This window comes from Salicibibacter halophilus (assembly GCF_006740705.1).
GTDB classification, from domain to species: domain Bacteria; phylum Bacillota; class Bacilli; order Bacillales; family Marinococcaceae; genus Salicibibacter; species Salicibibacter halophilus.
This window is the reverse complement of the sequence record NZ_CP035485.1, coordinates 3,731,592-3,754,174: the sequence shown is the minus strand read 5'-3', so window position 1 is coordinate 3,754,174 and position 22,583 is coordinate 3,731,592. Positions and strand designations below refer to the sequence as shown.

The following is a 22,583-nucleotide window of genomic DNA, read 5'->3' as shown; positions in this document are numbered from 1 at the left end:
TGTACAATGGCCTCCGCCGTAACCGGTCCTACCCGGATAATTGTTGCAGCGTAGTTTCATCAGCGTCGTTAATGTTGATCATCTCTTCCTCGTCATGCCGGAAGCTGTCGCCGATGCTCCCCTCCTTCATGATCTTCCTCATCTTCATGCGGAACATAGACGACCATCTCATCTTGCAGTTTTTCCGCAAATTAATGGCCTTTTCATTTGCCTGTTCCGTCACGCCGCCTCTTCACGAATGGCATCATCGACCGCCGGTCTGCTTCATTTCATAATTCCGGGAGGCGCAACCTCCCTTTCACAATCAACAAAAACTTCCGTCGTCTCTTCTCTTTCTGTTCGGTTTCGGTTTCCGTCTCTTCTAAGCCCTCCGCCTCTTCTTCAAATAAAAATGGTCTCCGGCAATGCGTCTTCTTCGGTATTGAGGAGGGAGTAAACAACAAAAAACCTCCGATCACCGTAATGATAAAACCAGTATGACCCTCATAAAGAAGATAACGTTGGTTCATTGCGCATTTTCTCCTTCTCTAACGGTTATTGTACTTGCTTACACAACATACAACGGTAAGAGTATGATGTTGTTGGGGGGGGGTTCCCATGACCACAGGAATTATCGGCACAGGCAATATGGGCACCATGCTCGCGGAAACACTCGTCACTTCCCGTGCCGTGCCTGAAGAACGTCTTTTTTGTCACAACCGTAATTTGCAAAAAGTGAACGTATCCGTCGGGAATATCCTGGTGTCAACGTTACACCCAATGCCACCGTTTAGCTCGTCAATGCGATCTTATTTTTGTTTGCGTGCGGCACCTCAATTCCTGCCCTTTTACAGATGATTCAACTTTTTTGAACGAGAACGACACGCTCGTCTCCATTACAAGTCCAGTAACGTCGAGCAGTTACAAAGCGCCGTTACCTGCAAAACGTGCGCGCAGTTCCGAGCATTACCAACCGAAGCACACGGGAGCATCATTGCTGACATACGGAAATGGCTGGTCGGCAAAAGAACGGGAAGACTTTGAGAATGGGTGGGACAATTTAGCGTCCCCCAATTGTATCGGAAGAAACGATTCGCGCAGTTCCGATATCGTCAGTTGCGGACCTGCATTCTTCGGCTTTTTATTGGAGGAGATGACTTGGCAGCGGCACGCCAAACAGATTTGACGAGAAACAAGCAGAACGCTTGTCAGAAGAATGATCATCGGGATGGGGACGTTATTTTCGAAGCGATTATACAATTTACAAACATTACAGGAAAAAGTAAAAGTGCCCGGAGGAGTAACCGGAGTCGGGCTTGAGGTTTTAAAACAACGGAAGGCGTGTTCGATGATTATTGCGGCGACACATGAAAATTTGCAGAAGATCAACGCATTTTGAAAGAAAAGTTCCAGCATTTAGAATAAAGGTACCACAATTGACGAAAGTCAAGTTCTTTTTCACTACCATAAATGACTCGGATGAACGCATCAGAAAAACTTGGCTCATCCAGAAAGGCAAAAAGTCAAGTTTTTCTGACCGAAAAGAAATGCGTTCACTATCTGCTTGCGGGGGGCGGGCTGTGAATCAGCCGTGAGCTGGGTTGTTCAAAGCCGGCGGCTTGAAGCCACTGCGTATAGTCCGTAATCGAAATGTCGTTGCCGGTGTAACTCGTCAATACGGCGGTAATCCCCATTCGGCAAACGTTCAAAAAAGGTCAGTTCATGTTCCACGACCCCGGCTCTTCCTCAACGGCAAACTATTCATTATTATGGAGACGTCTCATCTGCGTCTCCATAAGTAGACCGGGAATAAAATTGCATTTTCGCTAAAGAATGAACGTCAAAAAGCAAGCAGCCGCCGGGGTTAAATGATCATAAAACGCACGAAAGGTTGTTTAACTTCTGTTTCATCATGAAGATAATTGAGGGCATCACAAAAACAACGATCGCGTCAACCGGTTTTCCAATTGCAATAAGACATGTGCTGCGCACGGAGGTGCGGGCAATGTTATGATCGGCACGGATCTTTTCATCTGCTACCGCGAGCATTTCCGGCGAATAATCGATTCCCTGCACGTCATACCCTCGCGACAGGAGCATGGACATTAATGTCCCCGTGCACAGCCTACATCGGCAATCACAGGTTCTGATACACCCATATCGTTAAGCTGTGCTGTCGTCCACGCCAACCATTGTCGGTATGGGGCCTCGTCTTCCATTAAATAATCATACAGCCAGGCTCCGTTTCCGTACATCACCGTAGACTCCTTCTTTTACTTTATCCATCACCACTACGTAAGCACGTGGTCGAGAGAGACGACAGGGGCTTCTCCCCATAATTTTTCAAGGTTGTAATATGACGGTCATCTTCATGGAATATATGAATCACGACATCGTCAAGATCAAGCAGCACCCACTTGCCGTTGGCATATCCTTCCATTCGCTTCACGGGAATGTCTGCTTTCTGGGCTTCGTTTTGATATCTTCCGCGATCGCCTGCACTTGTTTGACGAAGAACCATGGCAGATAAAAAATAATCAGCGAGAATGGATATCCCCTGCATGTCAAGGCTACTATATTTTGGGCATGTTTATCATCTGCTGCCTTAACCGCTGTCTCCAGGATATGATCTGTCATTTAAACACCTCTCTTATTTTTTTCACTAATGGCATCGTTATAAGCAGCGAGCGTCATGGGATGGACCATTCGCTTGCCGGCAACCAAATGTTGGATCGTATTTGTGTACGTGGCGAGCAACGCCTCATCCAGATCCACTTCGGCAACCTTCTCACTTCCTCATCCCGGAAACGACCGGCCCGGTTCCATGTAATCCGCTAAAAAATAATTTTTTCAAACAGACTCATTTGCGGCCGGCCGTCGTGTGCCAATAAATAGCGGAAAAATTTCCGGGTCTTGGATGCCAAACTCTTCTTGCACAATGTACGCTCCTGCCGGGGCATGAAGCAATACACCGCGTATTCCGAAAATTTTCATCGGACTCATTTTGTTTTAAGACAGAAATGAGTTGTTCCTTCGGCAAAGGTTTTGCATAATCATGCACCAACGCTGCCAATTCAGCTTTTCTTCATCAATTCCATATTTTTTTGCTAAAGCGATCGCGGTCTGCACCACGCTAGCGTATGGTTGTATCTTTCTTTCGGCAACATCTGTTGCACTTTTTGTCGAATCCGTTCATGAGCCATACAGACGATGCTCCTCCACGTACATTCTCACCGCTTCAGGCATGAGGTAGCGGATGCTTCTTTTTGCTTACCCGTTGCCGAATATCCGAAGAGGAAAGCTCCATTTCAGGGACATTCACCTTAATAAACTCTCTTCAAATGGGGAGCCAACGGTATAATTCGGGCGTGTCGTCACGATAAACGTGACGCTCTTTTTTAATTCCTCGATTCCGTTCCACGTATGCAAGCTGACAGCCATGTCACTACCGATGATAAAGTAAAATTCATCATTGGGGTATTTACGTTTCAAAATATTAATCGTATCCAGCGTATACGATGGACCTTCCCGGTCCAATTCAATCGTACACAATTTGAATGGGTCTCTATTGTTGATCGCGAGCCTTGTCATCTCGACCCGCTCTTCCGCACTTGCCATATCTTCATTTTTCTTATGCGGAGGAATACTTGTCGGTATAAACCAAACCTCATTCAAATTACACGCATCCATGGATTCTTGGGCGATCATTAAATGAGCCAAATGCGGCGGATCGAATGTCCTCCCAATATCCCGATTTTTCTCCCCATAGAAACCCCTCAAGCTTTGGCAACGTGTACTTTGAATTTCTTTTGCCGGCTTGAACAAGATAATCGTAAACCCGATGACTTGTACGAGCGCAGACTGGCTTCGTTCCGATAATTTTTGAGCGACTTGTTTTTTATCTTCCGGGCAATTTTGCAATATCGTGACCTTTACCAACTCACGCGCTTCCAATGCATCGCGGACTTGCGCGACCAAGTTTGGATTGACACCGTTTTTGCCACTTGAAAATAGGCTTGAGCGCCTGCGCTTCTGCACGCAAATATTTTTGCTGTTTATTGTTTAGTTTCATTTTGCTCCATCTCCTCGCGGATCATTCGGGACATAAACACACGGTCCGCACGCTTTTCTGTCCAAATTTCATAGGCAAGCGCAGCTTGCTCAATAAACATGGAAAGGCCGTTTTGAATCGCTTTTGCTTTAGGTTGCCCGATTTCCAGCCAACGGGTTTGCAAAGGATTATAAATCAAATCACTCAGATAAACATCCCTTTTCATGTCCTCGATGTCCATCGGCAGCGCATCTGCTTCATTCATTCCGAGCGAAGTAGTATTAATAACCAGGTCAAAAGAAGACAGCAACCGTCGCGCGCTCGGTTTGTCCAACACGTCCACATTAATATACCGGGCAAGATTTTCTTTCAATTCGGCAGCGCGTGCAGTTGTGCGATTCGTGATGGCCAGTTGTTCGACGCCGTGTCTGGCCAACACAGTGGACACTGCCCGTGCTGCACCTCCCGCCCCGATTACGAGCACGCGCATTTGCGTAAGGCTAGAGCCAGTCATCTCTTTCAGTCCGTTCAAATAACCCTGGCCGTCTGTATTGTATCCATGCCATTTGCCCTCGCGCTTGACTACCGTGTTGACCGCCCTATTTTCAATGCTTCTTCATCCACGACGTCCAAAAAAGGGATGATATCCACTTTATGGGGGACGGTAACGTTAAAACCCTTCACATCCAACGTTCGAAATGCTTCAACGGCAGCGCCAAGCTGTCGGGAAGGCACATCGTAACTCGTATAAATGGCTTTTCTCCCCACCGTTTCAAAGTGGCGATTGTGAATAAGCGGAGATTTTGAATGGCTGATCGGATGGCCGATCACTGCATAGTTTTCCATGATCAAATAATCGCCTCTCTTATTATAACTTCCACATGCTCCGGTACGTAAACCTCGATATATGCACCCGCATTCCCGACGGTCACCCATCCTAAACCGGGGATAACCACATCTGTTTTTTCATGAGTGATGTGAAACGCCTGTTTTTTAAAAGGCGGAATTTCATCGAGAGACGTTTGATCCGGAGGCGACAACAACTCATCCCCGGCATGTTTTTCATACAACGCATCGGCAGCGCTTAACTTCGTGCGGTGAGGCTTAAAGGCTGGCGGGAAGTAACAAACGAAATGATTCGCTTCCCATTCACAAAATCCATACGGGCAAGTCCGCCGAAAAACAAAGTTTGTTCCGGTTGAAGTTGATGCACGATCGGCTTAATTTCTTTTTCGGTTGCAGAGAAGCCATCTCCCGTTGCGGGAGCCTTGCCAGCATCTGTTTAGGGTTAATGATGCCGGGAGTGTCATAAAGCTTGCGTCCATCGTCCAACGGGAGGTCGATGAAGGCAAGGGTCGTGCCCGGAAACGTTGAGGTTGTAATCAACTGTTCCTCGTCGCCTTCAAATCGTTTATGATTTGATTGATAAACGTGGACTTTCCGACATTCGTACTTCCGATATATAAACGTCTTTTCCTTGCCGGAGCTCGTCCATGCGAGAGGCAACTTCTTTTACATCCTCTCCTTTAAAAGCATTCATCAACAATACATCCTCCGGGTCCACCCTCTTTGCAACGCATCTTTTTTCATCCAAGTTTTCAGCTTGCGTTCATTAACCGACCGAGGCAATAAATCACGTTTATTGCCGACGAGGAGCAACGAATTGTTTTTAAGCACATTTCTCTCCAACAGCCAGCTTCCTTCAACATCAAAGAGGTCGACAAGCATCACCAGCAACGCGTCGGTTTGTCCGATGGTTTTCAACATCCGGCGAAAATCATCTGCTTGCAGGGCACATCCGGAATCTCATTGTAATGTTTTAATCGAAAACAACGCTTGCAAACAATCACATCGCGGGCCAGGGCAGCAGGAGGGGCATACCCCATCTGAGAAGGTTCAGATGTTTGGACCGGGACACCGCAACCGGAGCAAATAATCGCGCTTTCGCTCATTTCATCCGTTCACCTCCCGTCGTTCGGTTTATTTTACGTTTGCGCATAATCCATTGTTCAACTTTACGATTCGCTTTTGTGGCCCAACCATCCGTTTCCGAAACAGGGACAACGAGAATCGTATAATAGCCGCCGCGATTTCCTCCGAGAACATCCGTAAGGATTTGATCGCCAATCACGCTACTTCCTCTTTCTTTAGCCCCATCTCCTTCGTTGCCCGTCGGAACGCACGTTTCATTGGTTTTTTTGCTGAATGAATAAAAGAAATTCCCGTCGGTTCGGAAAACGTTCGCACGCGTTTCTTTTTATTATTGGACACGATGGTTATTTTAAACCCTTCGTTGTGAAGATCATCGAGCCACTCTAACAGTTCAGGCGTTGCTTCAGTTCGATCCCAAGCAACGAGCGTGTTGTCAAGGTCGGTGATGACTCCCTTAATACCCTTTTCACGCAACGCCTCCCGATCAATCTCATATATGCTTTCGGCAAATTGATCCGGCATCATCGAAGATAACATGATTCCCCCCTGAGCACTTTCTACGAACATTCCTGCTAACTGGAAAGTATACCGATGATCGCTTTTTTTTTCAACATAAGCTAAATGATCGAACAAAAAATGATCTATATGAGATGAGGCAAAAAAAAATTAAAGTTACTTTTCGACAAAATTTTCATCGACACTGTTGTGGATAATATTATCCACTTACTCTCCCACCTTTATAGCGAGGTTTAAACAAGCACTTAACTTAACTGTACACAACTTATCCACGGCTTTCTGTGGATAAACGAACGGTTGTTCCATGGTTCTTTCATGATAGGATCATTATACAACCTCACAAAGACTGGAACAATTTTAATAGTGCGTGTTTAAAAAGAACCGTAATAGAAGATGTTTGCTTAATCCCAGGTTAGCATTCATCAGTTGAAATTAAATAAACACTTTTTCTTCCCGGGCTTTTTGAACAACCTTTAATAGCAACATCGATTTGGGATGAATCACCAAGGAGGTGGATCCGCTGCTTTGGCGGACTGGATATGCGAAACCTTTCTGATGAAATGTTGATAGAGGCATATGAACGAGCTTTGACGTTAAACTTGAATGATGATTTTATCGCGATCATTCAATCAGAAATGGAACGACGCTCCCTTACGGTGACGCAGTCACTAGCTGAGTAATGTACATAATGAACAGGATTGCCAAAAGGCGCCGGTACAGCCATCCCGGGGTCTTTTTTTATGGCCATCATGAAATAATGGATAATACCAGGAAAAGCTATTTTATTTGAACAAGATTAAAAATAGGCATTTATACCTATTTTGTTTTACTTCGTTTACTTTCTACTTATTTAACATCTCGTTTTCTAAAAAAAATCGTCCCCGTTTTTAAGCAATGCAGCAAAGTTTAATTTAAGTTATACTCTTATTATTGGAGTTTACTGTCGAATGAGGAGTGATAGATAGAATGAGCTTGTTACACTGGGCGATCCTCATCCCCTTCCTATTTGCCATCATCGTGCCCATCCTTTATAGATACATACGCCCTGTTCATACCGGATGGTTTGTGCTGCTCGTTCCGTCCGTTTTGTTTCTTTATTTTTTCCCATACATAACCCCGATCGCCAACGGGGAGACGTTTATGGAATCCGTTCCTTGGGTTCCGTCCTTAGGCATCCAATTTTCAACCTATGTCGATGGTTGGAGTTTATTGTTTGCGCTTCTGATCACAGGGATTGGCGCGCTTGTCGTTCTTTATTCCATTTATTACTTGGACAAAAAAACGGAAGCCCTGAACAATTTTATGTCTATTTATTGCTTTTTATGGGGGCGATGCTCGGGGTTGTCCTTTCCGATAACCTCATCGTGCTCTATGTATTTTGGGAATTGACGAGCTTGTCTTCTACGCTTTTGATCAGTTATTGGTATCATAGGGACGCTTCTATTAATGGAGCGATAAAATCTTTGAACATTACCGTCTTTGGCGGTTTTGCAATGCTGGCAGGTTTCGCCCTTCTTTATGTCATCACGGGAACCTTCAGCATCCAGGAAATGATCGGGCAAGCCGGCACCGTTATCGATAACCCGCTGTTTTTACCGACCATTATCCTGATCTTGCTAGGCGCTTTTACAAAATCGGCGCAATTTCCGTTTCACATTTGGCTCCCTGACGCCATGGAAGCGCCTACTCCGGTTAGCGCCTATTTGCACTCTGCCACAATGGTTAAAGCCGGGATTTATCTTGTTGCCCGCTTTACACCGGTGTTCGGTGGCGCGCCGGAATGGTTTTGGATCATTGCCGGCGGCGGGTTGCTTACATTGCTGTGGGGCTCGCTTTCTGCCCTGCGCCAGAAAGACCTGAAAGGACTGCTTGCCTACTCTACCATCAGCCAGTTGGGGATGGTCATGTGCTTGCTCGGTCTCGGTTCCGCGGCTCTGTATTTCGACGAAGCGAATGAATTGTACACGATTGCAATTACGGCGGCCGTTTTTCACCTGTTTAACCACGCCAGCTTCAAGGGCAGCCTGTTTATGACAGCAGGCATCGTCGATCATGAAACAGGCACCCGGGATATCCGCTCGCTGGGAGGATTAATGTTGGTGATGCCCGCCACCGCCACAATTTCCTTGATCGGAGCCGCATCGATGGCCGGGCTGCCTCCCTTTAACGGCTTTCTCAGTAAAGAGTACTTTTTCATGGCGATTACGGACGCTGCCGAGTACGGAATCTTCAATATGGAGACTGCCGGAATGCTTTTCCCGGTAATTGGTTGGCTCGCGAGTGTGTTTACGTTTGTTTACTGCTGCATCTTTTTCTTTAAAACATTTGCCGGACGCTTCGAAGCGGACCGTTTTCCGAAAAAAGTGCACGAAGCACCTATCGGGATGTTAATCAGCCCGGCCGTTCTCGGTTTAGTCGTTGTTACTGTCGGTTTGTTTCCGAATCTCCTGTCCCAGTCCATCATTGAACCGTCAATGGCTTCGATTCTAAACGGACTGCCGATGGATAACGAAGCTTTTCCGTAAACATTGAACACTGGCACGGTTGGTTTAGTCTTGAACTGTGGATGACCATTGGCGTGGTTGCCTTCGGAAGCCTGATATACGCAGGTATGGGACGATGGAGCCAATGGCCGATTTATAACAAAGACGTCGATCCGTTTACACCTGTCTACGACGCAACCATGACCGGCACCATCAAAGGCTCCCAGTTGATCACGAACGCACAAATGACAGGAAGATTACGTGACTACTTCGCTTTTATGTCCGTCTTCTTTTTGATTGTCTCCGTCTGGACGATGGTACGGTATGACGCCTTTGCGATCGATACGCAAAACATCAGTGAGATTACGATCTACGAAGGTTTGCTTGTAGGGCTGATCCTGCTGTCCATACTGGCTTTGCCGTTTATGCGGCAACGCATTGCAGCGGTGGTGATGCTCGGGTTTGTCGGGTTTTTGATCGCATTGTTGTTCGTAAACTTTCGAGCGCCCGATCTCGCGCTCACGCAGCTTTTAATCGAGACCGTCCTCATTATTCTTTTCATGCTCGTCTTTTACCATTTGCCCGAGCTCAGAAAAGAAAAGATGAAAATCACATTTAAATGGACAAATGCCCTTATCTCATTCGGCGTCGGTTTAATGGTGACCGTTATCGCCTTCAGTGCGTTTGCATTCGGGCAGGACAACGACTTTTCCCCAATCTCGGAATACTACATTGAAAACTCTGCCGATCTCGCGGGCGGGTACAATATGGTCAACGTCGTCCTTGTTGATTTCCGAAGCTTGGATACGGTCCTTGAAGTGCTCGTACTGGGGATATCGGCGCTCGCGGTTGTTGCATTAGTTCGTTTGAAGATGAAGGAGGGGGACGATATATGAAATGGAAAACAAACAATTTGCTGTTTATTCACGTAACACGTATAGTCTCTTTTCTCGTTCTGTCCTTCTCTATTTACCTCTTTTTTGCAGGCCATAACGACCCCGGGGAGGGTTTATCGGCGGTCTTATGACCGCTGCCTCCGTATTATTGTTGTATTTAACGTTCGACAAACGCAAAATTGATGAAATGTTGCCCATTAACTATATCTACTTAATTCCGACGGGGCTTCTTATTGCGTTTGGCACCGGATTTATTGGGATATTGTTCGCGGATCCGTACCTCACGCAGTATTTCGATTATTTTACCCTCCCTTGGATTGGCGAATTTGAATTAGCAACGGCCGTCCTGTTTGATGTAGGGGTTTACTTGGGGGTAGCAGCCTCAGCCCTAGTAATTATATTAACGATTGCGGGGGAAGAATAATGGAGTTGCTCATGTCGATTGTCGTCGGTGCGTGTTTTATGGTGGGCACTTATTTAATTATGACGCGCAGTTTGCTGAGAGTCGTCATCGGTTTAAATATGTTGGCCCACGGGACCCACCTTTTGCTTTTAACGATGGCAGGTCTAAAAACCGGGGCTCCCCCGCTGCTTGATCGCGGGGAAACGGCTTTTACCGATCCGCTTCCGCAGGCGCTCATCCTTACAGCGATCGTAATTAGTTTTGGGGTTACCGCTTTTACGCTGGTGTTAGCCTACCGAACGTACAAAGTGTACCAAACAGATGATCTTGAACAGTTAAGGGGTTCCCATGATGAATAATCCTATTATCCTCCCAATCGTTTTACCTGCAATCATTGGCGCGTTACTCGTTTTCTTTGCAAAAAGTCCAAAGGTGCAACGCTTCATAAGTGCGATCGCGATGACGGCAATTCTTATTGCCTCCATATGGTTATCCATCGATGTTTATCAAAACGGGATTCAAGTCATCGCCCTAGGCGACTGGTCTCCTCCGTTTGGCATTCCGCTGGTCGCCGACATGTTCGCGACGGTTATGGTCCTTCTCGCGGCAGTCGTTGGCATTATTTGTTTGTTCTTCGCGTTTCGCACGATTCACCCGGATCGTGAGCGTTTTTATTTTTACCCGTTCTATTTTTTCCTGATCGCCGGTGTAAACGGCACTTTTCTGACCGGCGATCTATTTAACCTATTTGTATTCTTTGAAGTTACGCTTCTTGCTTCTTACATCCTGATTGTGCACGGAAGCACTGCCTTTCAGTTACGGGAATCATTTAAATATCTCGCGATAAATGTCTTTGCATCTATGTTCTTTGTGGCCGGGGTTGCCTATATATACGCGGCTACCGGAACCTTAAACATTGCCCATATAGGGCTTAGAGTCGAAGAGCTTGGGCAAGAAGGCTTTCTTAACGTGGCAGCGATCGTCCTGCTTTTTGTATTTGCTTTAAAAGGAGCTCTATTCCCGCTGTATTTTTGGCTCCCGCGTTCATACACCGGACCTCCGGCAGTAATCTCGGCCCTTTTCGTCGGTTTGCTTACGAAGGTAGGCATTTACGCGATCATTCGAGTATTTACCGTCATTTTCAATCATGATATTTCGTTTACGCATCACATCATACTAATTATTGCCGGTCTGACAATGTTTTTCGGTGTATTAGGCGCTGTTGCCCAGTATGATTTTAAAAGTATTCTCGCCTATCATAGTGTCAGCCAGGTGGGATACATGGTGATGGGATTAGGGATTTTCACCCCTCTCGCGTTAGCCGGTGCGATTTATTTCATGGTTCACCACAGTATTGTAAAAGCTGCTCTATTCTTATTTTCCGGGGTAGCAGAAAAAATTACCGGTACTACGGATATTAAACAAATGGGGGACTTTTAAGAACACACCCCGCTTTTACCTGGGCATTCTTTGTGACAGCCATGTCCCTCGCGGGTATTCCGCCTTTGGCAGGCTTTTTCGGGAAGTTTTCATTAATATTGCCCGGCATGAATGAAGAGAACTATATTGTCGTTGCTGTTTCTTTAATCGTCGGGTTATTAACCTTGTTTTCGATGATCAAGATTTTTTCCTATGCTTTTTGGGGAAGGCAAAAACATTCGGAAAGTAAAGCAAAAATAAAAACAAGAGATTTACTCGTTGCCATTGCTCCTTTCGTTGTCATCACGGTTGCAATGGGGCTGGCAGCAGAGCCTATCTTTTCTTATTTCCTTGATATGGCTCACGAAATCCTTGACCCTTCGATCTATATTGAATCTGTGTTAGAGGAGTAGAGGCCATGGCTTTTCAAATTCTTTTAAATATCGCTATCGCCATTTTCTGGGCGGCTCTTCAAGGTGAATTCACAAGCGTAGATTTCGTCATTGGCTATGTAATCGGTCTTGGTGTGGTCTATTTTCTCCGAGGTTCCTTGAATGATACCTTTTACATGGCGCGGGTCTGGGCCATCCTAAAACTGATTGCTCTTTTCATTAAAGAACTCGTGACCGCAAATCTTGATATGGTTCGCATCGTATTGAGTCCTAAGTTAAACGTAACCCCGGGAATTATTGCCGTCCGAACCTCTTTGAAAACCGATTGGGAAGTGACGGTGCTTTCGATGTGCATTACGCTTACGCCCGGCACGATGACGATGGATTACTCCGAAGATGGCCGTACCCTCTACATTCATTGCATTCATGTGGAGAATACACAGGAAGTGATTGATGATGTTCGCAACAACTTCGAGCGGGCCATTCGGGAGGTGACGAAATAGTGTTGGAAACAGTGCTGGTGACTGGGCTGGTTATCTTCTCCATTTCTTTGTTGCTCTGTATATGGCGGGCACTAAAAGGGCCGACGCTGTGGGACCGCGTGATCGCCCTTGACTCCTTTGGCTTGAACTTAATTGGGTTTATCGGCATCCTCATGATTTTACAATCAACGAGCGCTTACGCTGAAGTTGTGTTGGTGTTAGGGATTTTAGCCTTTGTCGGCTCGGTTGCGTTAGCGAAGTTTTTGGAAAGGGGGGTCGTCATTGATCGAGATTCTCATTAGTTTATTTGTGCTCAGCGGCAGTTTATTAAGCTTGGTCGGCTCCCTCGGCATTATGCGTTTGCCGGATGTCTACGCCCGCATGCACGCGGCGACCAAAAGCGCCACGCTCGGTGTTGTTTTGCTTATTTTAGGTACGTTTACGTATTTTTTGTCCGAGGGCGTCTTCAGCCTTCAGCTCTTGATCACCATCGTCTTTGTGTTCCTCACCGCCCCGGTGGCCGCGATGATTATTTCCCGTTCTGCCCACCGGCATGGCGTTAAGTTATGGAGTCGAACGAAACATGACGAACTCATGGAAAGTTATCCGGAACATCTCAAACCTGAACGTCATGACGAGAGCTGACAATTCATGACGAAAGCAGTAAAAACGTTGATTAAAAAATACGAGAACGGGCAATAATGATTTTAATCGTATCAATTTGCTTAAATATGCCCTCAACACTTGACACAGCAAGGGTTTCATGAGTAAATTTGATATGTACATGCCACTCGTACTATATCAATCATGAAAGGGTGTTTTTCCATGAATAAGACAGATTTGATCAATTCTGTTGCAGAACATGCCGATCTTTCCAAAAAAGAAGCGTCTAAAGCTGTAGATTCGGTATTCGACAACATTACCGACACGTTGAAAAAAGGCGATAAAGTACAACTTGTTGGTTTTGGCAGTTTCGAAGTTCGCGAGCGAGCTTCCCGCAAAGGGCGCAACCCGCAAACCGGTGAGGAAATTGAAATTCCGTCGACCAAAAACCCGGCATTTCGTCCCGGAAAGCAATTGAAAGACGCGGTCAATTAATTGGATCCGAACATAAAATGAAACTTCCAACAGAGGGGGTTCATCCCTCTGTTGGTTAAAAAGGTACGCTGGCTAATGTCGCCACGTCCTGTGCGTCGCAAGCGCCCATGAAAAAACCTCCTTCCATGGAGGTTTTTCTTAAGTAAAGCAGTATAGTTAAAAGGTGAAGGGGGCGGCGCGATAAATAGTGCTCCCGTCCCCGCTGATCACCTTTACCGGCCCTCCCCTTGCTGACGCTTGTAGAAGGCCTGAAATAGCTTCAGGAGGGCACGTTTTTCAATTCTGGAAACATAGCTCCTGGAGATCCCCAAATCCTTTGCAATCTCCCTCTGCGTTCGCTCCTCATCTTCACCGAGTCCGAATCTTGCCACGACGACTTCCCGTTCTCGTTCCGACAGCACATAAATGCTCTCATAAATATGGCGTTTTTCCATTTTTAGATGCAAATTTTCGACAATATCCGGCCCATCCTCTTTAAGAATTTCCATTAAACTGAGCTCGTTCCCCTCTTTATCCGCCCCAATCGGCTCGTATATGGAGATGTCCTTGCTTACTTTTTTAAGGGAACGAAAGTGCATCAGGATTTCATTTTCAATACAGCGCGCCGCGTACGTCGCGAGCTTTGTCCCCTTATCCGGCGAATAACTCTCAATCCCTTTAATAAGCCCAATCGTACCGATGGAAATTAAATCTTCGTTATCTTCATTCGTACTTTCAAATTTCTTAACGATATGTGCAACAAGACGCAAATTGTGCTCAATCAACATGTTCCGCGCATGTTCATCTCCTTCGTTCATGAGCTCTAGGTATTTCTTTTCATCGTCCTTTGATAAAGGTTGAGGAAACGCCTGATTTTTGACATAGGAAACGAACAGCATAATTTCTTTAAATGCATACGCAATCGCCGTAAAAATGCCAGACATGGAGAACCCCTCCTAGGATCATCTCCTTTATCCTATGCAGGGGTGGGCTTGGTTGGTGCAGGGTTGGGGAGGAAATGTTCAAAGTCAATGGGATATGCCCTTGGCGTCGGGAGAACACATTTCAACCCTTTCACCACCTACCTGTAGACGGATGGGCTTCTTTTTTTGTATTCCCATGGACCTGAGCGACGCTTTTCCATTTGGCCACTTGCTTTCGCCAGAAGCCGAGGGATGCTTGCATGACAGGACCGATCAAAAATACAGATAAGAAGGTACCGAAAGCAACGGGGCCGCCAAGCAGCCATCCTAAGAAAAGGGCTGTTCCTTCTAATAGCGTTCTCACGAAGCGAATGGATTTTCCTGATTTATTGGCGAGCGCAAGCGTCATGCCATCACGCGGACCAGCTCCGAGACCTGTGGATACATACATGCCCGCGCCGATGCCCATGAAGACAATGCCGGCAATCAGCACGAAAAACAGTTGCCATGTGCTTGAAAATACTTGTCCGATGGGCAACAGTAACCAGATATCAAGCAATATTCCGATGCATAAAATGTTTACAAACGTTCCAATCTTTGGCTTTTGTTTCTCAATACGCCATGTCATACAGATCATCAAAATACCGACGATCTGAACCCACATGCCGACGGATAATGGACTCAGATTGGCAAGACCGATATGAAGAACGTCCCATGTTGCCGTGCCAAGCGTCGACTGGATCATTAAACTGCCTCCAAACGAAAGCGTTAATAATCCCGCAAAAAATAAAGCAACTCTTATTAAGAAAAAAGAGAAGCTATCGTGGTGTTTATTGTCTTTATGCTGCGTTTTCATGTTAAACCTTCTTTCTAAATCCCTTACCTTTTATCGAGATTCGCATTCATTGTTTCCAAGACTCGTAGAAAAGTGTCCAGATCTTCTGCATTAATGCCTTTTATGGCCTCGTTTTCCATTTTGTCCGATTCTTTCAGCCATTTCTCGTATAGTGCGTTAGCTTTTTCCGTTAACTCAATATAACGGGCGCGACGGTCTTCACCGGAAGTCTTCGTAATAAGTCCTTCCTTTTCCATTCTAGTGATGGTACGCGTCATCGTCGGTGCTTCCACCCGCAAATAATCACTGATTTGGCGTTGCGTGGACTTTCCTTCAGCAACCAAAAATAAAATAACTCCCCATTGAGAACTATAGAGTCCGAGAGGAGAAATCCGTTCATTTAGCGTCTTCACGAAATTTCTTGCCGTTTGATTAATATAATGACCATACAGCCTCATCGTATGACCTTCACTCCATCCTCACTAAAAAGCTTACCTAGCTAAGTATACACTGATGTAATTGTTTTATCAAGCAAGAAAAAGACGCCGGCCTGCGGCCAACGCCTCATCTATCCTTACTCTCCTGTCAATGCCTGTTCCAAATCCCGCCAAATATCTTCATGGTGCTCAAGCCCAACCGATAAACGGAGCATATTGTCGCCGATCTCCATAAACTCCCGCTCGGCTTCAGGAATTACGGCATGAGTCATCGATGCCGGGTGTTGGACCAGCGTTTCCGCGTCGCCGAGACTTACCGCGATCGCGATCATTTTCAGTCGGTTCATCATGTTAAAAGCCGCTTCTTTTCCGCCCTTGACGGTAAAGCTAATCATCGCGCCCGGCTGATCCATCTGTTTTTTAGCCAGGTAATATTGGTTAAAATCAGGATCGCCCGGAAAGAAAATGGATTCCACTTGCGGATGGTTTTTCAGTTTTCCGGCGATCACCTTTGCGTTACTGCAGTGCCGGTCCATGCGCACGGCAAGGGTCTTCATTCCTCGTAGCAATAACCAAGATTCAAAAGATCCGAGGACACCGCCCATATCTTTTTGTGCATTCTTTCTGACTACTTCCATGAAATCGAAATTGCCAACCGCCACTCCGGCAATTACGTCGCCATGGCCGCCCAAATATTTGGTAGCGCTGTGAACGACGACGTCGGCGTTACGCTCAAGTGGCCGCTGCAGATAAGGAGAAGCAAAGGTATTGTCCACGACAACCGTCAGGTTATGTTCCTTCGCAAACTTCGTAATGAGCGAAAAATCTGTCATTTTCATCGTTGGATTGATGGGCGTCTCAACATAAATGACTTTTGTTGTCGGTTGGAGATGTTCTTCGAGATCTGCCTCATTTTCCATAGAAATGTAAGCAGCTCTCACTTGAAAACGATCGTAAAGCCACGATAAAAGCCCGAATGTACAGCCATACACACCTTTGGAGACAAGCACATGATCCCCGCTTTTTAGTAACGACGTTAAAACAGCAGAGACAGCAGCCATTCCGGAAGCAAATGCCAGCGCCTTTTCTCCGCCTTCCGCTTTGGCCATTCGCTCTTCAAATTCCCGAACCGTCGGATTTCCAAGACGACTATACATGTAACCGCCTTCATTACCGGCAAAACGAGCTTCCCCGCTCTCCGCGTCAGGAAACGTAAACGTACTCGATTGATAAATAGGCGGAACTAAACTCCCGTAATGGCGCTCTTTGTCCTCATGGCCGTGAATATAGCCTGTTTCTTTTTTCACCGGCATCATCCCCCTCCTCTCTTCCCATTCTACATGAAGAAGACCGGAAAGTTGATGGATTGCGTTAAAGGGGAGGGGGGGGAAATGACCGGGAGGGCTAACAACTCGGTTTTAGCCGAGGAAATGGGCTCCTAAAACTCAATAACACCAAGGTTAAGAGTGTTTGGGTAAAAGTATAACCTCATCAAAAAATGGTCCAGGAAGGCTCCCTCCTGGGCCATTTTTGAGAAACTTTCTCTACAGTACATGAGCTAATCTCGTTATAATTGGAAGACTGATAAGTGTACGTAGCTCCGGTTATTTTATACTTCATCCCAAACCATCAATCGCTTCAGAACTCTTCTTAAAACAAAATCTTTTTACCTGATTTATTCACAGAAATTCGCAAATGAATCCTGAATCCCCTAATAATAGGGCATACAGCTGAATTGAATATTCATCCCATAAATGAAAAAAAGAATCCGTTTCTGTTAGAGTTAAATTATACCCAAAATAACCACAGAAAGGATTCTTCTAATGGCTACATTACCGCAAATAACCATGGATTTCAATCGCAAAGTGAAGTTGTCGAATGACGGTGGTGATCTTTCCTCTGATACAGGTGAGATCTTATTTCGGGAGTTCGATGAAAAACTTGGGTTTTTCCATACGCTGGATAAAAACCTGCATCTGAAAGACGAGAGACTGTACCACCTTCATTCGAATGAGCAATTGCTTCGCCAAAAGCTTTATCAGATAATTGCCGGCTATGATGAAGATGATGCGGCGGATCAATTAACGGATGATCCCGTGTTTAGGCAAATCATTGGAACGGATGCGTTAGCTTCTCAACCCAGTTTATCCAGATTCTTTGCCCGGTTTGACACCGAATCTATTGATCAATTAAATCAAGCCAATCAAGCGCTTTTAGACAAAGTCCATCAAGTGAGAGGCTCAAAGAGCCTTATCTTTGATTTGGACTCCACGCATGCCAATACATACGGTGAACAAGAATCAACCGATTACAATGCGCATTATGGCACCGTCGGCTATCATCCTCTCGTTGCTTTCGATGGGATCACCGGTGATTTTATGAAGGCTCAACTACGCCCGGGCAACGTCTATACGTCCAACGGGGTTGTGGATTTTGTGAAGCCCCTGATCAAGCATTACAACGAAACATTTCCGGAGACGATCCCATTTCTGCGCGGGGACAGTGGCTTTGCGGTTCCGGAGCTGTATGAGCTATGTGAAGAGGAATCCGTCTATTACGTGATTCGCTTGAAATCCAATGCCAACCTGCAACGACTAGCCGATGAGCTCCATCCGGCAACACCGGACGTTACACAAACCGAATGCTATTATGAGGAAACCGAATACCAAGCCAAATCATGGGCCAAGCCCCGAAAAGTCATCATTCAATCCATTCGTCCGGCCGGCGAATTGTTTTTCACGCATGCATTCTTTGTGACAAGCCTGTTCGATGCCTTCTCTCCCAAAGAGATCGTCCGTTCTTACCAAAAACGTGGAACGATGGAGAATTATATCAAGGAAGCCAAAAATGGTTTTGACTTGGATCGAATGAGCAGCCATTCGTTTCAGGCCAACGAAGCAAGGATGATGTTTAGCTTGTTCGCGTACAATTTAACCAACTGGCTACGTACCCTTTGTTTTCCGGAGGAACAAAAGCGCATGCAAATCCAAACTATACGATCAAAGGTCATTAAAGTGGCAAGCAAGTTAGTAAAATCAGGGCGCTCGTTTTATTTCAAATTGGCTTCAAGCTTTGTTTATGAGACGTTTTTTTGGAAAGTGCTCCGACGCATTCAAGCCCTTAAACTGGAATGAAGCACAGTTATCGATAAAGCCCCATTTTTTAAAAGCCCCAGCGAGACCAAGGGAGACGTATGTCCAAAAAAGGCCTTTTTCAGCGTTTGCCTGTTATGTTTCGTTCCAACTTTAATCAGCTTAGCTTACTTTAGTGAACATAACCGAAAAATCGTTAGTTTTGATGCTCATTCACGCTATAACTTGGAAGTATGAATAATTCAGGTTTTAGGATGTTTCAATCAAATCAGTTTTAACTTTTGCACGTTAAAAAAAGAAAAGGTTGGAAATCAAAACTACAACAGGCAGTGTGATGATAGTTCTTTGTATAAAAATGATTAAAAGATCCAAAAAGCTAACGGGGATTTTTGAACGCAGGAGTAGTATCCCCACCTCTGACATATAGATAAGCTGTGTTAAAGATACACATGCAATGATAAATCGAGTGAATTCACTTTCTATTCCACTTCCCAACACAGCTGGAAGAAACATATCAGCAAATCCCACAATTAGCGCCGGAGCTGCTTCTGCTGCCTCAGGGACCCCATTAATTCTAATATTGGAATAAGAGGATAAGATAAATAAGTAAATACGGGAGTAAATTCTGCTATAATCATGGCAACTGTACCTACAGCCATAATCAAGGGTAATACACCGATCCATACATCTAGGATGTTTTGGATTCCCTTTTTAAGAAGCGTAACCGGCCCTTCAGCATAAGAGGCTTTTCCTACGGCTTTCTCGACAGCCCAACTGTGGTTACTTTTATCTGTTGGCACTTCCTCACCAATTTGCTGCCCCACGCCTTTTTTATACGTATTTGATTTGCGGGACAGCGGTGGAATACGGGGGCAAATGATTGCAGCTATGATAACAGCTATCGTGACAGTGATATACATGGGAAGAAACATGTGATCAAGACCGATAATGTTAACAACGATAAGCCCAAAAGCAGGAGAAGCTATTGTGAAATTAGTCACAACAGTGGCGGCTTCTTTTTCTGAATAGAAGCCTTGCTCATGTTGTTTCATTGAGATCAAAACGCCCACCACGCTACTCCCCATCCAAGAAGCAGCCGCATCTACCGAAGAACGTCCAGGAACTTTAAATACCGGACGCATAATTTTGCGTACAAGCGTTCCTAAATATTCCATCAACCCATAATCCATTAATATGGGGATAAGCAAACCTGCAAATAAGAACCAGGCGGCTAATACGACAACGAGATCATAAAGAACTACTTGGCCAGTGGATTCATGTATAATGAGGCTTGGCCCTACCTGGTATAAAGTCAAAAAGGCAAAAACAGCCCCTAATATCCGCAATACTAACCAAAAATTGTTTACAAAAAATAATTCATATAAAAAAGGATGATTCATTACCCAAAGGGGCTGGGCTACTCTCACAATAAGTGCAAACAAAGCGCATATGACCAAAAGCCAGCTCATAACCCAGGGGATGACCGCTTCAAATTGATCAAGTAGGATTTCCACTAAAACACCAACAGCAATCGTCCACTGTCCCTCATAGGAGATGGGAATCATAAACAAGCCAGCAGCAAGTAGAGAAGGAAAAATAAATTTAAAATAGTTTTTCTTATCATTCCTGTCAAGGGAATGCTGTCCCTTTAAACGTTTTTTATTAGACATCTTTTTTCAACTCACTTTCCTTTTCTACCACTTTTGTCTTCCCAAAATATTTCGGGGTACCATGGCTTGCTTATCAGGACATTTTCCTCATGTTAGTACAGTACGGTTAAAATAAGTGGTCATTGTACTTATAGTGCCAAAAAATATAGGAATCCCACGTTATAAGTGGTTAGATCGCAAACTGCAATTACGGGATTCCCATAAAATGTAAATCAATTAATAAGCATTAGTCTAGTAGTAACTATTTTTGATATCTTCGCTTCTTCAAAGCTATCAAGGTGATCATCTCATACATAATAGCAGCAGCTGCGGCAGCTGTGATTTCACCGCTATCATAATCTGGAAGGACTTCTACTAGATCAAAACCAACAACGTTTAAACCATCAAGGCCTCTAACATATTCAAGCCCTTCGTAACTCGTGGGTCCTCCCACTTCCGGTGTACCAGTGCCGGGAGCGTAAGCAGGATCTAAAAAATCAATATCGTAGGTCACAAATACTGGTTGATCCCCGACACGTTGTTGGATTCGTTGTAGTGCATTTTCCTGACCTAGTGAACGTACCTCTTTCATTGGAATAACTTCGAAACCAAGATCTCTCGCATCATCAATATCTTCCGGACCATATAAAGGACCTCTCATACCGACTTGAATCGAATGATCAACATCGATTAAACCTTCTTCCACTGCTCTTCGAAATACGGTTCCGTGCATGTATTTTTCACCGAAATAGTCATCCCAAGTATCACCATGTGAGTCGAATTGCACAAGCGCAACCGGACCATATTTTTCTTGAATGCTCTTAAATGAGCAAGGGTAATGGAATGATCTCCACCCATTAAAACAGGAGTGACTTCTCGATCAAGAATCGGTTCAAGAGATTTCTCAATATTTTCGTAAGTCCTATGGATGTTACCCGGGATTATATCAAAGTCTCCGTAGTCTACACCTGAGCAATAATCAAATATATTGATCTCTTGGTCAGGGTTGTAAGGCCTAAGCAACACGGAGAAATTACGTACATGCTGTGGTCCGTATCGTTGTCCGGTTCGATTAGAGGATGCTGTGTCGAAGGGTACTCCCGCAACCACAAAATCTACATCTGTTGTCTTAATTGCTTCTAACCTCATAAACGTGCGCATTCCCACAAAACGTGGAGATTGAGAAGAATCTTTAGGCTTATACATCAATAATTCCTCCTATCTAAGTTCACATTTGTTACTTGAAGGGTATGGGAAATATTATATCAAACAGCGTCTCCTATTATTCTTTCATCAAACCCCCAACGAAATATACTTCACTTCCAAGTACTCTTCGATGCCGTGTTGACCGCCTTCTCTGCCTAGCCCGCTCTCTTTCATTCCTCCGAATGGAGCTTGGGGTACCGAAGGGAGGCCATCATTGACACCGACGATGCCGTATTCCAATGCTTCACTCACACGGACGGCTTTGCCGATGTTTTCCGAGAAAACGTAAGCGGCCAAGCCGAATGGGGAGTTGTTCGCTCGTTCGATAACTTCCTCTTCGGTTTGAAAGGACGCGACCGGCGCGACGGGGCCGAAGGTTTCCTCATTCATGCAAAGCATGTCGTCAGAGGCTTCCGTTACAATCGTTGGTTCAAAATACTGTCCTCGATTTTTCTCAAAACTGTTGCCGCCGGCGAGTACATGTCCACCTTTTACTATCGCATCATCAACGTGGCTTTGAACTTTCTCGCACTTGGGAAGAGAAATTTTCATTTGTTCGCGGTTTTCGCCGTTTAGGTGCGATGGCCGCCTTTGAAATTGTTAAAGAAGATGGAAAGACGCCGGACGCGGAAAAAACAGCTTCGATTTTAAAAGAGGCAAATGCCTCCGGATTGTTGTTGCTTTCCTCCGGGGTGCATAGCAACGTCATTCGTTTCCTCGCCCCACTTGTAATAACAGATGAGGAATTGGACAAAGGATTGAAAATCCTTGAGGACATATTAAGGCAACAGTGAAGGGGCTCAGGCGATGA

At 45.2% G+C, this 22,583-nt stretch carries 26 protein-coding genes and 8 pseudogenes; 14 read left to right on the top strand and 20 right to left on the bottom strand.

Going from position 1 to position 22,583, the window contains the following annotated elements:
• Positions 1-269: 269 nt before the first annotated feature.
• Complete coding sequence (locus tag EPH95_RS18560; protein WP_142091409.1) at positions 270-509, bottom strand: hypothetical protein; 240 nt, start codon at positions 507-509, stop codon at positions 270-272.
• An 88-nt stretch (positions 510-597) separates the two neighbouring features.
• Between EPH95_RS18560 and EPH95_RS18555 the strand changes: the two genes are divergently transcribed.
• The 3 genes and pseudogenes from EPH95_RS18555 to EPH95_RS18545 form a co-directional block, all read left to right on the top strand.
• Positions 598-837, top strand: coding sequence for a hypothetical protein (locus tag EPH95_RS18555; protein ID WP_142091408.1), 240 nt, complete (start codon positions 598-600; stop codon positions 835-837).
• Positions 838-847: 10 nt separating this feature from the next.
• The gene (locus EPH95_RS18550; RefSeq protein WP_142091407.1) at positions 848-1,165 is read left to right on the top strand and encodes a hypothetical protein; all 318 of its coding nucleotides are present in this window, start codon (positions 848-850) and stop codon (positions 1,163-1,165) included.
• Positions 1,166-1,177: 12 nt separating this feature from the next.
• A pseudogene (locus tag EPH95_RS18545) lies at positions 1,178-1,378 on the top strand (pyrroline-5-carboxylate reductase dimerization domain-containing protein); the annotation flags it as partial.
• Positions 1,379-1,584: 206 nt separating this feature from the next.
• On the opposite strand, the gene EPH95_RS19580 reads toward EPH95_RS18545, so the two are convergent.
• From EPH95_RS19580 to EPH95_RS18505, 12 genes and pseudogenes are all read right to left on the bottom strand, one after another.
• Positions 1,585-1,710 (bottom strand): hypothetical protein, encoded by a 126-nt coding sequence (locus EPH95_RS19580; protein ID WP_264371971.1) that lies wholly within the window; start codon positions 1,708-1,710, stop codon positions 1,585-1,587.
• Positions 1,711-1,851: 141 nt separating this feature from the next.
• Entirely contained in the window at positions 1,852-2,085 is a 234-nt protein-coding gene (locus EPH95_RS18540; protein ID WP_142091405.1) for a class I SAM-dependent methyltransferase, read from the bottom strand.
• Positions 2,085-2,234 carry a hypothetical protein gene (locus EPH95_RS19035; RefSeq protein WP_160141860.1) on the bottom strand — a complete coding sequence of 50 codons (150 nt, stop codon included), beginning with the start codon at positions 2,232-2,234 and terminating at the stop codon, positions 2,085-2,087. Before EPH95_RS19035 ends, EPH95_RS18540 begins: the two co-directional genes overlap by 1 nt.
• Positions 2,235-2,257: 23 nt before the next feature.
• Entirely contained in the window at positions 2,258-2,500 is a 243-nt protein-coding gene (locus EPH95_RS19900) for an RsfS/YbeB/iojap family protein (RefSeq protein ID WP_405127467.1), read from the bottom strand.
• Positions 2,425-2,616 (bottom strand): RsfS/YbeB/iojap family protein, encoded by a 192-nt coding sequence (locus EPH95_RS19895; protein ID WP_405127468.1) that lies wholly within the window; start codon positions 2,614-2,616, stop codon positions 2,425-2,427. Before EPH95_RS19895 ends, EPH95_RS19900 begins: the two co-directional genes overlap by 76 nt.
• Entirely contained in the window at positions 2,617-2,754 is a 138-nt protein-coding gene (locus EPH95_RS19030) for a hypothetical protein (RefSeq protein ID WP_160141859.1), read from the bottom strand. It lies immediately after the preceding gene.
• A gap of 75 nt (positions 2,755-2,829) precedes the next feature.
• Positions 2,830-2,982 carry a hypothetical protein gene (locus EPH95_RS19025; RefSeq protein ID WP_227003985.1) on the bottom strand — a complete coding sequence of 51 codons (153 nt, stop codon included), beginning with the start codon at positions 2,980-2,982 and terminating at the stop codon, positions 2,830-2,832.
• Between the two features lie 315 nt (positions 2,983-3,297).
• The gene (gene nadD, locus EPH95_RS19365) at positions 3,298-4,017 is read right to left on the bottom strand and encodes a nicotinate (nicotinamide) nucleotide adenylyltransferase (protein WP_227003984.1); all 720 of its coding nucleotides are present in this window, start codon (positions 4,015-4,017) and stop codon (positions 3,298-3,300) included.
• A gap of 17 nt (positions 4,018-4,034) precedes the next feature.
• Entirely contained in the window at positions 4,035-4,544 is a 510-nt protein-coding gene (locus tag EPH95_RS18520; protein ID WP_227004165.1) for a shikimate dehydrogenase family protein, read from the bottom strand.
• 68 nt (positions 4,545-4,612) lie between these two features.
• Positions 4,613-4,876: a shikimate dehydrogenase family protein gene (locus tag EPH95_RS18515; protein ID WP_160141856.1), complete on the bottom strand. Its 264-nt coding sequence runs from the start codon at positions 4,874-4,876 to the stop codon at positions 4,613-4,615.
• A 2-nt stretch (positions 4,877-4,878) separates the two neighbouring features.
• Positions 4,879-5,982 (bottom strand): annotated as a pseudogene (yqeH, locus tag EPH95_RS18510) (ribosome biogenesis GTPase YqeH).
• Positions 5,979-6,499, bottom strand: a pseudogene (locus EPH95_RS18505) (YqeG family HAD IIIA-type phosphatase). The pseudogenes yqeH and EPH95_RS18505 overlap by 4 nt, the downstream one beginning before the upstream one ends.
• A gap of 518 nt (positions 6,500-7,017) precedes the next feature.
• On the opposite strand from EPH95_RS18505, the gene EPH95_RS18500 reads away from it, so the two are divergent.
• From EPH95_RS18500 to EPH95_RS18460, 9 genes and pseudogenes are all read left to right on the top strand, one after another.
• A complete protein-coding gene (locus EPH95_RS18500) occupies positions 7,018-7,158 on the top strand; it encodes a sporulation histidine kinase inhibitor Sda (protein ID WP_142091402.1) in 141 nt (46 codons plus the stop codon).
• 286 nt (positions 7,159-7,444) lie between these two features.
• A pseudogene (locus tag EPH95_RS18495) lies at positions 7,445-9,857 on the top strand (Na+/H+ antiporter subunit A).
• A pseudogene (locus EPH95_RS18490) lies at positions 9,854-10,281 on the top strand (MnhB domain-containing protein). The pseudogenes EPH95_RS18495 and EPH95_RS18490 overlap by 4 nt, the downstream one beginning before the upstream one ends.
• The gene (locus EPH95_RS18485; protein ID WP_142091401.1) at positions 10,281-10,619 is read left to right on the top strand and encodes a Na(+)/H(+) antiporter subunit C; all 339 of its coding nucleotides are present in this window, start codon (positions 10,281-10,283) and stop codon (positions 10,617-10,619) included. The pseudogene EPH95_RS18490 and the gene EPH95_RS18485 overlap by 1 nt, the downstream one beginning before the upstream one ends.
• Positions 10,612-12,092 (top strand): annotated as a pseudogene (locus tag EPH95_RS18480) (Na+/H+ antiporter subunit D). The gene EPH95_RS18485 and the pseudogene EPH95_RS18480 overlap by 8 nt, the downstream one beginning before the upstream one ends.
• Before the next feature lie 5 nt (positions 12,093-12,097).
• Positions 12,098-12,574: a Na+/H+ antiporter subunit E gene (locus EPH95_RS18475; protein WP_142091400.1), complete on the top strand. Its 477-nt coding sequence runs from the start codon at positions 12,098-12,100 to the stop codon at positions 12,572-12,574.
• Positions 12,574-12,855, top strand: a complete 282-nt coding sequence (locus EPH95_RS18470) for a Na(+)/H(+) antiporter subunit F1 (RefSeq protein WP_142091399.1) — start codon at positions 12,574-12,576, stop codon at positions 12,853-12,855. Before EPH95_RS18475 ends, EPH95_RS18470 begins: the two co-directional genes overlap by 1 nt.
• Complete coding sequence (gene mnhG / locus EPH95_RS18465; protein WP_142091398.1) at positions 12,836-13,198, top strand: monovalent cation/H(+) antiporter subunit G; 363 nt, start codon at positions 12,836-12,838, stop codon at positions 13,196-13,198. The genes EPH95_RS18470 and mnhG overlap by 20 nt, the downstream gene beginning before the upstream one ends.
• A gap of 180 nt (positions 13,199-13,378) precedes the next feature.
• Positions 13,379-13,651 carry an HU family DNA-binding protein gene (locus EPH95_RS18460; RefSeq protein WP_142091397.1) on the top strand — a complete coding sequence of 91 codons (273 nt, stop codon included), beginning with the start codon at positions 13,379-13,381 and terminating at the stop codon, positions 13,649-13,651.
• A 212-nt stretch (positions 13,652-13,863) separates the two neighbouring features.
• Here EPH95_RS18460 and sigK read toward each other — a convergent pair whose 3' ends face one another.
• From sigK to megL, 4 genes are all read right to left on the bottom strand, one after another.
• Positions 13,864-14,574, bottom strand: a complete 711-nt coding sequence (gene sigK / locus EPH95_RS18455) for an RNA polymerase sporulation sigma factor SigK (protein ID WP_142091396.1) — start codon at positions 14,572-14,574, stop codon at positions 13,864-13,866.
• 130 nt (positions 14,575-14,704) lie between these two features.
• Positions 14,705-15,409, bottom strand: coding sequence for a YczE/YyaS/YitT family protein (locus EPH95_RS18450; protein ID WP_193556993.1), 705 nt, complete (start codon positions 15,407-15,409; stop codon positions 14,705-14,707).
• Between the two features lie 23 nt (positions 15,410-15,432).
• Positions 15,433-15,846, bottom strand: a complete 414-nt coding sequence (locus EPH95_RS18445) for a MarR family winged helix-turn-helix transcriptional regulator (RefSeq protein WP_142091395.1) — start codon at positions 15,844-15,846, stop codon at positions 15,433-15,435.
• A 116-nt stretch (positions 15,847-15,962) separates the two neighbouring features.
• Positions 15,963-17,132 carry a methionine gamma-lyase gene (gene megL / locus EPH95_RS18440; RefSeq protein WP_405127405.1) on the bottom strand — a complete coding sequence of 390 codons (1,170 nt, stop codon included), beginning with the start codon at positions 17,130-17,132 and terminating at the stop codon, positions 15,963-15,965.
• 516 nt (positions 17,133-17,648) lie between these two features.
• Here megL and EPH95_RS18435 point away from each other — a divergent pair.
• Positions 17,649-18,959 carry an IS1380 family transposase gene (locus tag EPH95_RS18435; RefSeq protein ID WP_142087680.1) on the top strand — a complete coding sequence of 437 codons (1,311 nt, stop codon included), beginning with the start codon at positions 17,649-17,651 and terminating at the stop codon, positions 18,957-18,959.
• A gap of 488 nt (positions 18,960-19,447) precedes the next feature.
• Here the strand turns inward: EPH95_RS18435 and EPH95_RS18430 are convergent, their stop codons facing one another.
• The 3 genes and pseudogenes from EPH95_RS18430 to EPH95_RS18420 form a co-directional block, all read right to left on the bottom strand.
• Positions 19,448-20,587, bottom strand: coding sequence for a YjiH family protein (locus EPH95_RS18430; RefSeq protein WP_319592799.1), 1,140 nt, complete (start codon positions 20,585-20,587; stop codon positions 19,448-19,450).
• Between the two features lie 241 nt (positions 20,588-20,828).
• Positions 20,829-21,715, bottom strand: a pseudogene (gene speB, locus EPH95_RS18425) (agmatinase).
• 144 nt (positions 21,716-21,859) lie between these two features.
• A pseudogene (locus tag EPH95_RS18420) lies at positions 21,860-22,297 on the bottom strand (aldehyde dehydrogenase family protein); the annotation flags it as partial.
• Between the two features lie 56 nt (positions 22,298-22,353).
• Here EPH95_RS18420 and EPH95_RS19575 point away from each other — a divergent pair.
• The gene (locus tag EPH95_RS19575) at positions 22,354-22,566 is read left to right on the top strand and encodes an aminotransferase class III-fold pyridoxal phosphate-dependent enzyme (RefSeq protein WP_264371970.1); all 213 of its coding nucleotides are present in this window, start codon (positions 22,354-22,356) and stop codon (positions 22,564-22,566) included.
• Positions 22,567-22,583: the final 17 nt, after the last annotated feature.

Bases quoted from the DNA above. Each gene is read 5' to 3' on its own strand.
- EPH95_RS18560 (WP_142091409.1), bottom strand. From the start codon at position 509: ATGAACCAACGTTATCTTCTTTATGAGGGTCATACTGGTTTTATCATT.
- EPH95_RS18555 (WP_142091408.1), top strand. From the start codon at position 598: ATGACCACAGGAATTATCGGCACAGGCAATATGGGCACCATGCTCGCG.
- EPH95_RS18540 (WP_142091405.1), bottom strand. From the start codon at position 2,085: ATGTCCATGCTCCTGTCGCGAGGGTATGACGTGCAGGGAATCGATTAT.
- EPH95_RS19035 (WP_160141860.1), bottom strand. From the start codon at position 2,234: ATGTACGGAAACGGAGCCTGGCTGTATGATTATTTAATGGAAGACGAG.
- EPH95_RS19900 (WP_405127467.1), bottom strand. From the start codon at position 2,500: ATGGTTCTTCGTCAAACAAGTGCAGGCGATCGCGGAAGATATCAAAAC.
- EPH95_RS19895 (WP_405127468.1), bottom strand. From the start codon at position 2,616: ATGACAGATCATATCCTGGAGACAGCGGTTAAGGCAGCAGATGATAAA.
- EPH95_RS19025 (WP_227003985.1), bottom strand. From the start codon at position 2,982: ATGAGTCCGATGAAAATTTTCGGAATACGCGGTGTATTGCTTCATGCC.
- EPH95_RS18520 (WP_227004165.1), bottom strand. From the start codon at position 4,544: ATGACTGGCTCTAGCCTTACGCAAATGCGCGTGCTCGTAATCGGGGCG.
- EPH95_RS18515 (WP_160141856.1), bottom strand. From the start codon at position 4,876: ATGGAAAACTATGCAGTGATCGGCCATCCGATCAGCCATTCAAAATCT.
- EPH95_RS18500 (WP_142091402.1), top strand. From the start codon at position 7,018: ATGCGAAACCTTTCTGATGAAATGTTGATAGAGGCATATGAACGAGCT.
- EPH95_RS18485 (WP_142091401.1), top strand. From the start codon at position 10,281: ATGGAGTTGCTCATGTCGATTGTCGTCGGTGCGTGTTTTATGGTGGGC.
- EPH95_RS18475 (WP_142091400.1), top strand. From the start codon at position 12,098: ATGGCTTTTCAAATTCTTTTAAATATCGCTATCGCCATTTTCTGGGCG.
- EPH95_RS18460 (WP_142091397.1), top strand. From the start codon at position 13,379: ATGAATAAGACAGATTTGATCAATTCTGTTGCAGAACATGCCGATCTT.
- sigK (WP_142091396.1), bottom strand. From the start codon at position 14,574: ATGTCTGGCATTTTTACGGCGATTGCGTATGCATTTAAAGAAATTATG.
- EPH95_RS18450 (WP_193556993.1), bottom strand. From the start codon at position 15,409: ATGAAAACGCAGCATAAAGACAATAAACACCACGATAGCTTCTCTTTT.
- EPH95_RS18445 (WP_142091395.1), bottom strand. From the start codon at position 15,846: ATGAGGCTGTATGGTCATTATATTAATCAAACGGCAAGAAATTTCGTG.
- EPH95_RS18435 (WP_142087680.1), top strand. From the start codon at position 17,649: ATGGCTACATTACCGCAAATAACCATGGATTTCAATCGCAAAGTGAAG.
- EPH95_RS18430 (WP_319592799.1), bottom strand. From the start codon at position 20,587: ATGTCTAATAAAAAACGTTTAAAGGGACAGCATTCCCTTGACAGGAAT.
- EPH95_RS19575 (WP_264371970.1), top strand. From the start codon at position 22,354: ATGGCCGCCTTTGAAATTGTTAAAGAAGATGGAAAGACGCCGGACGCG.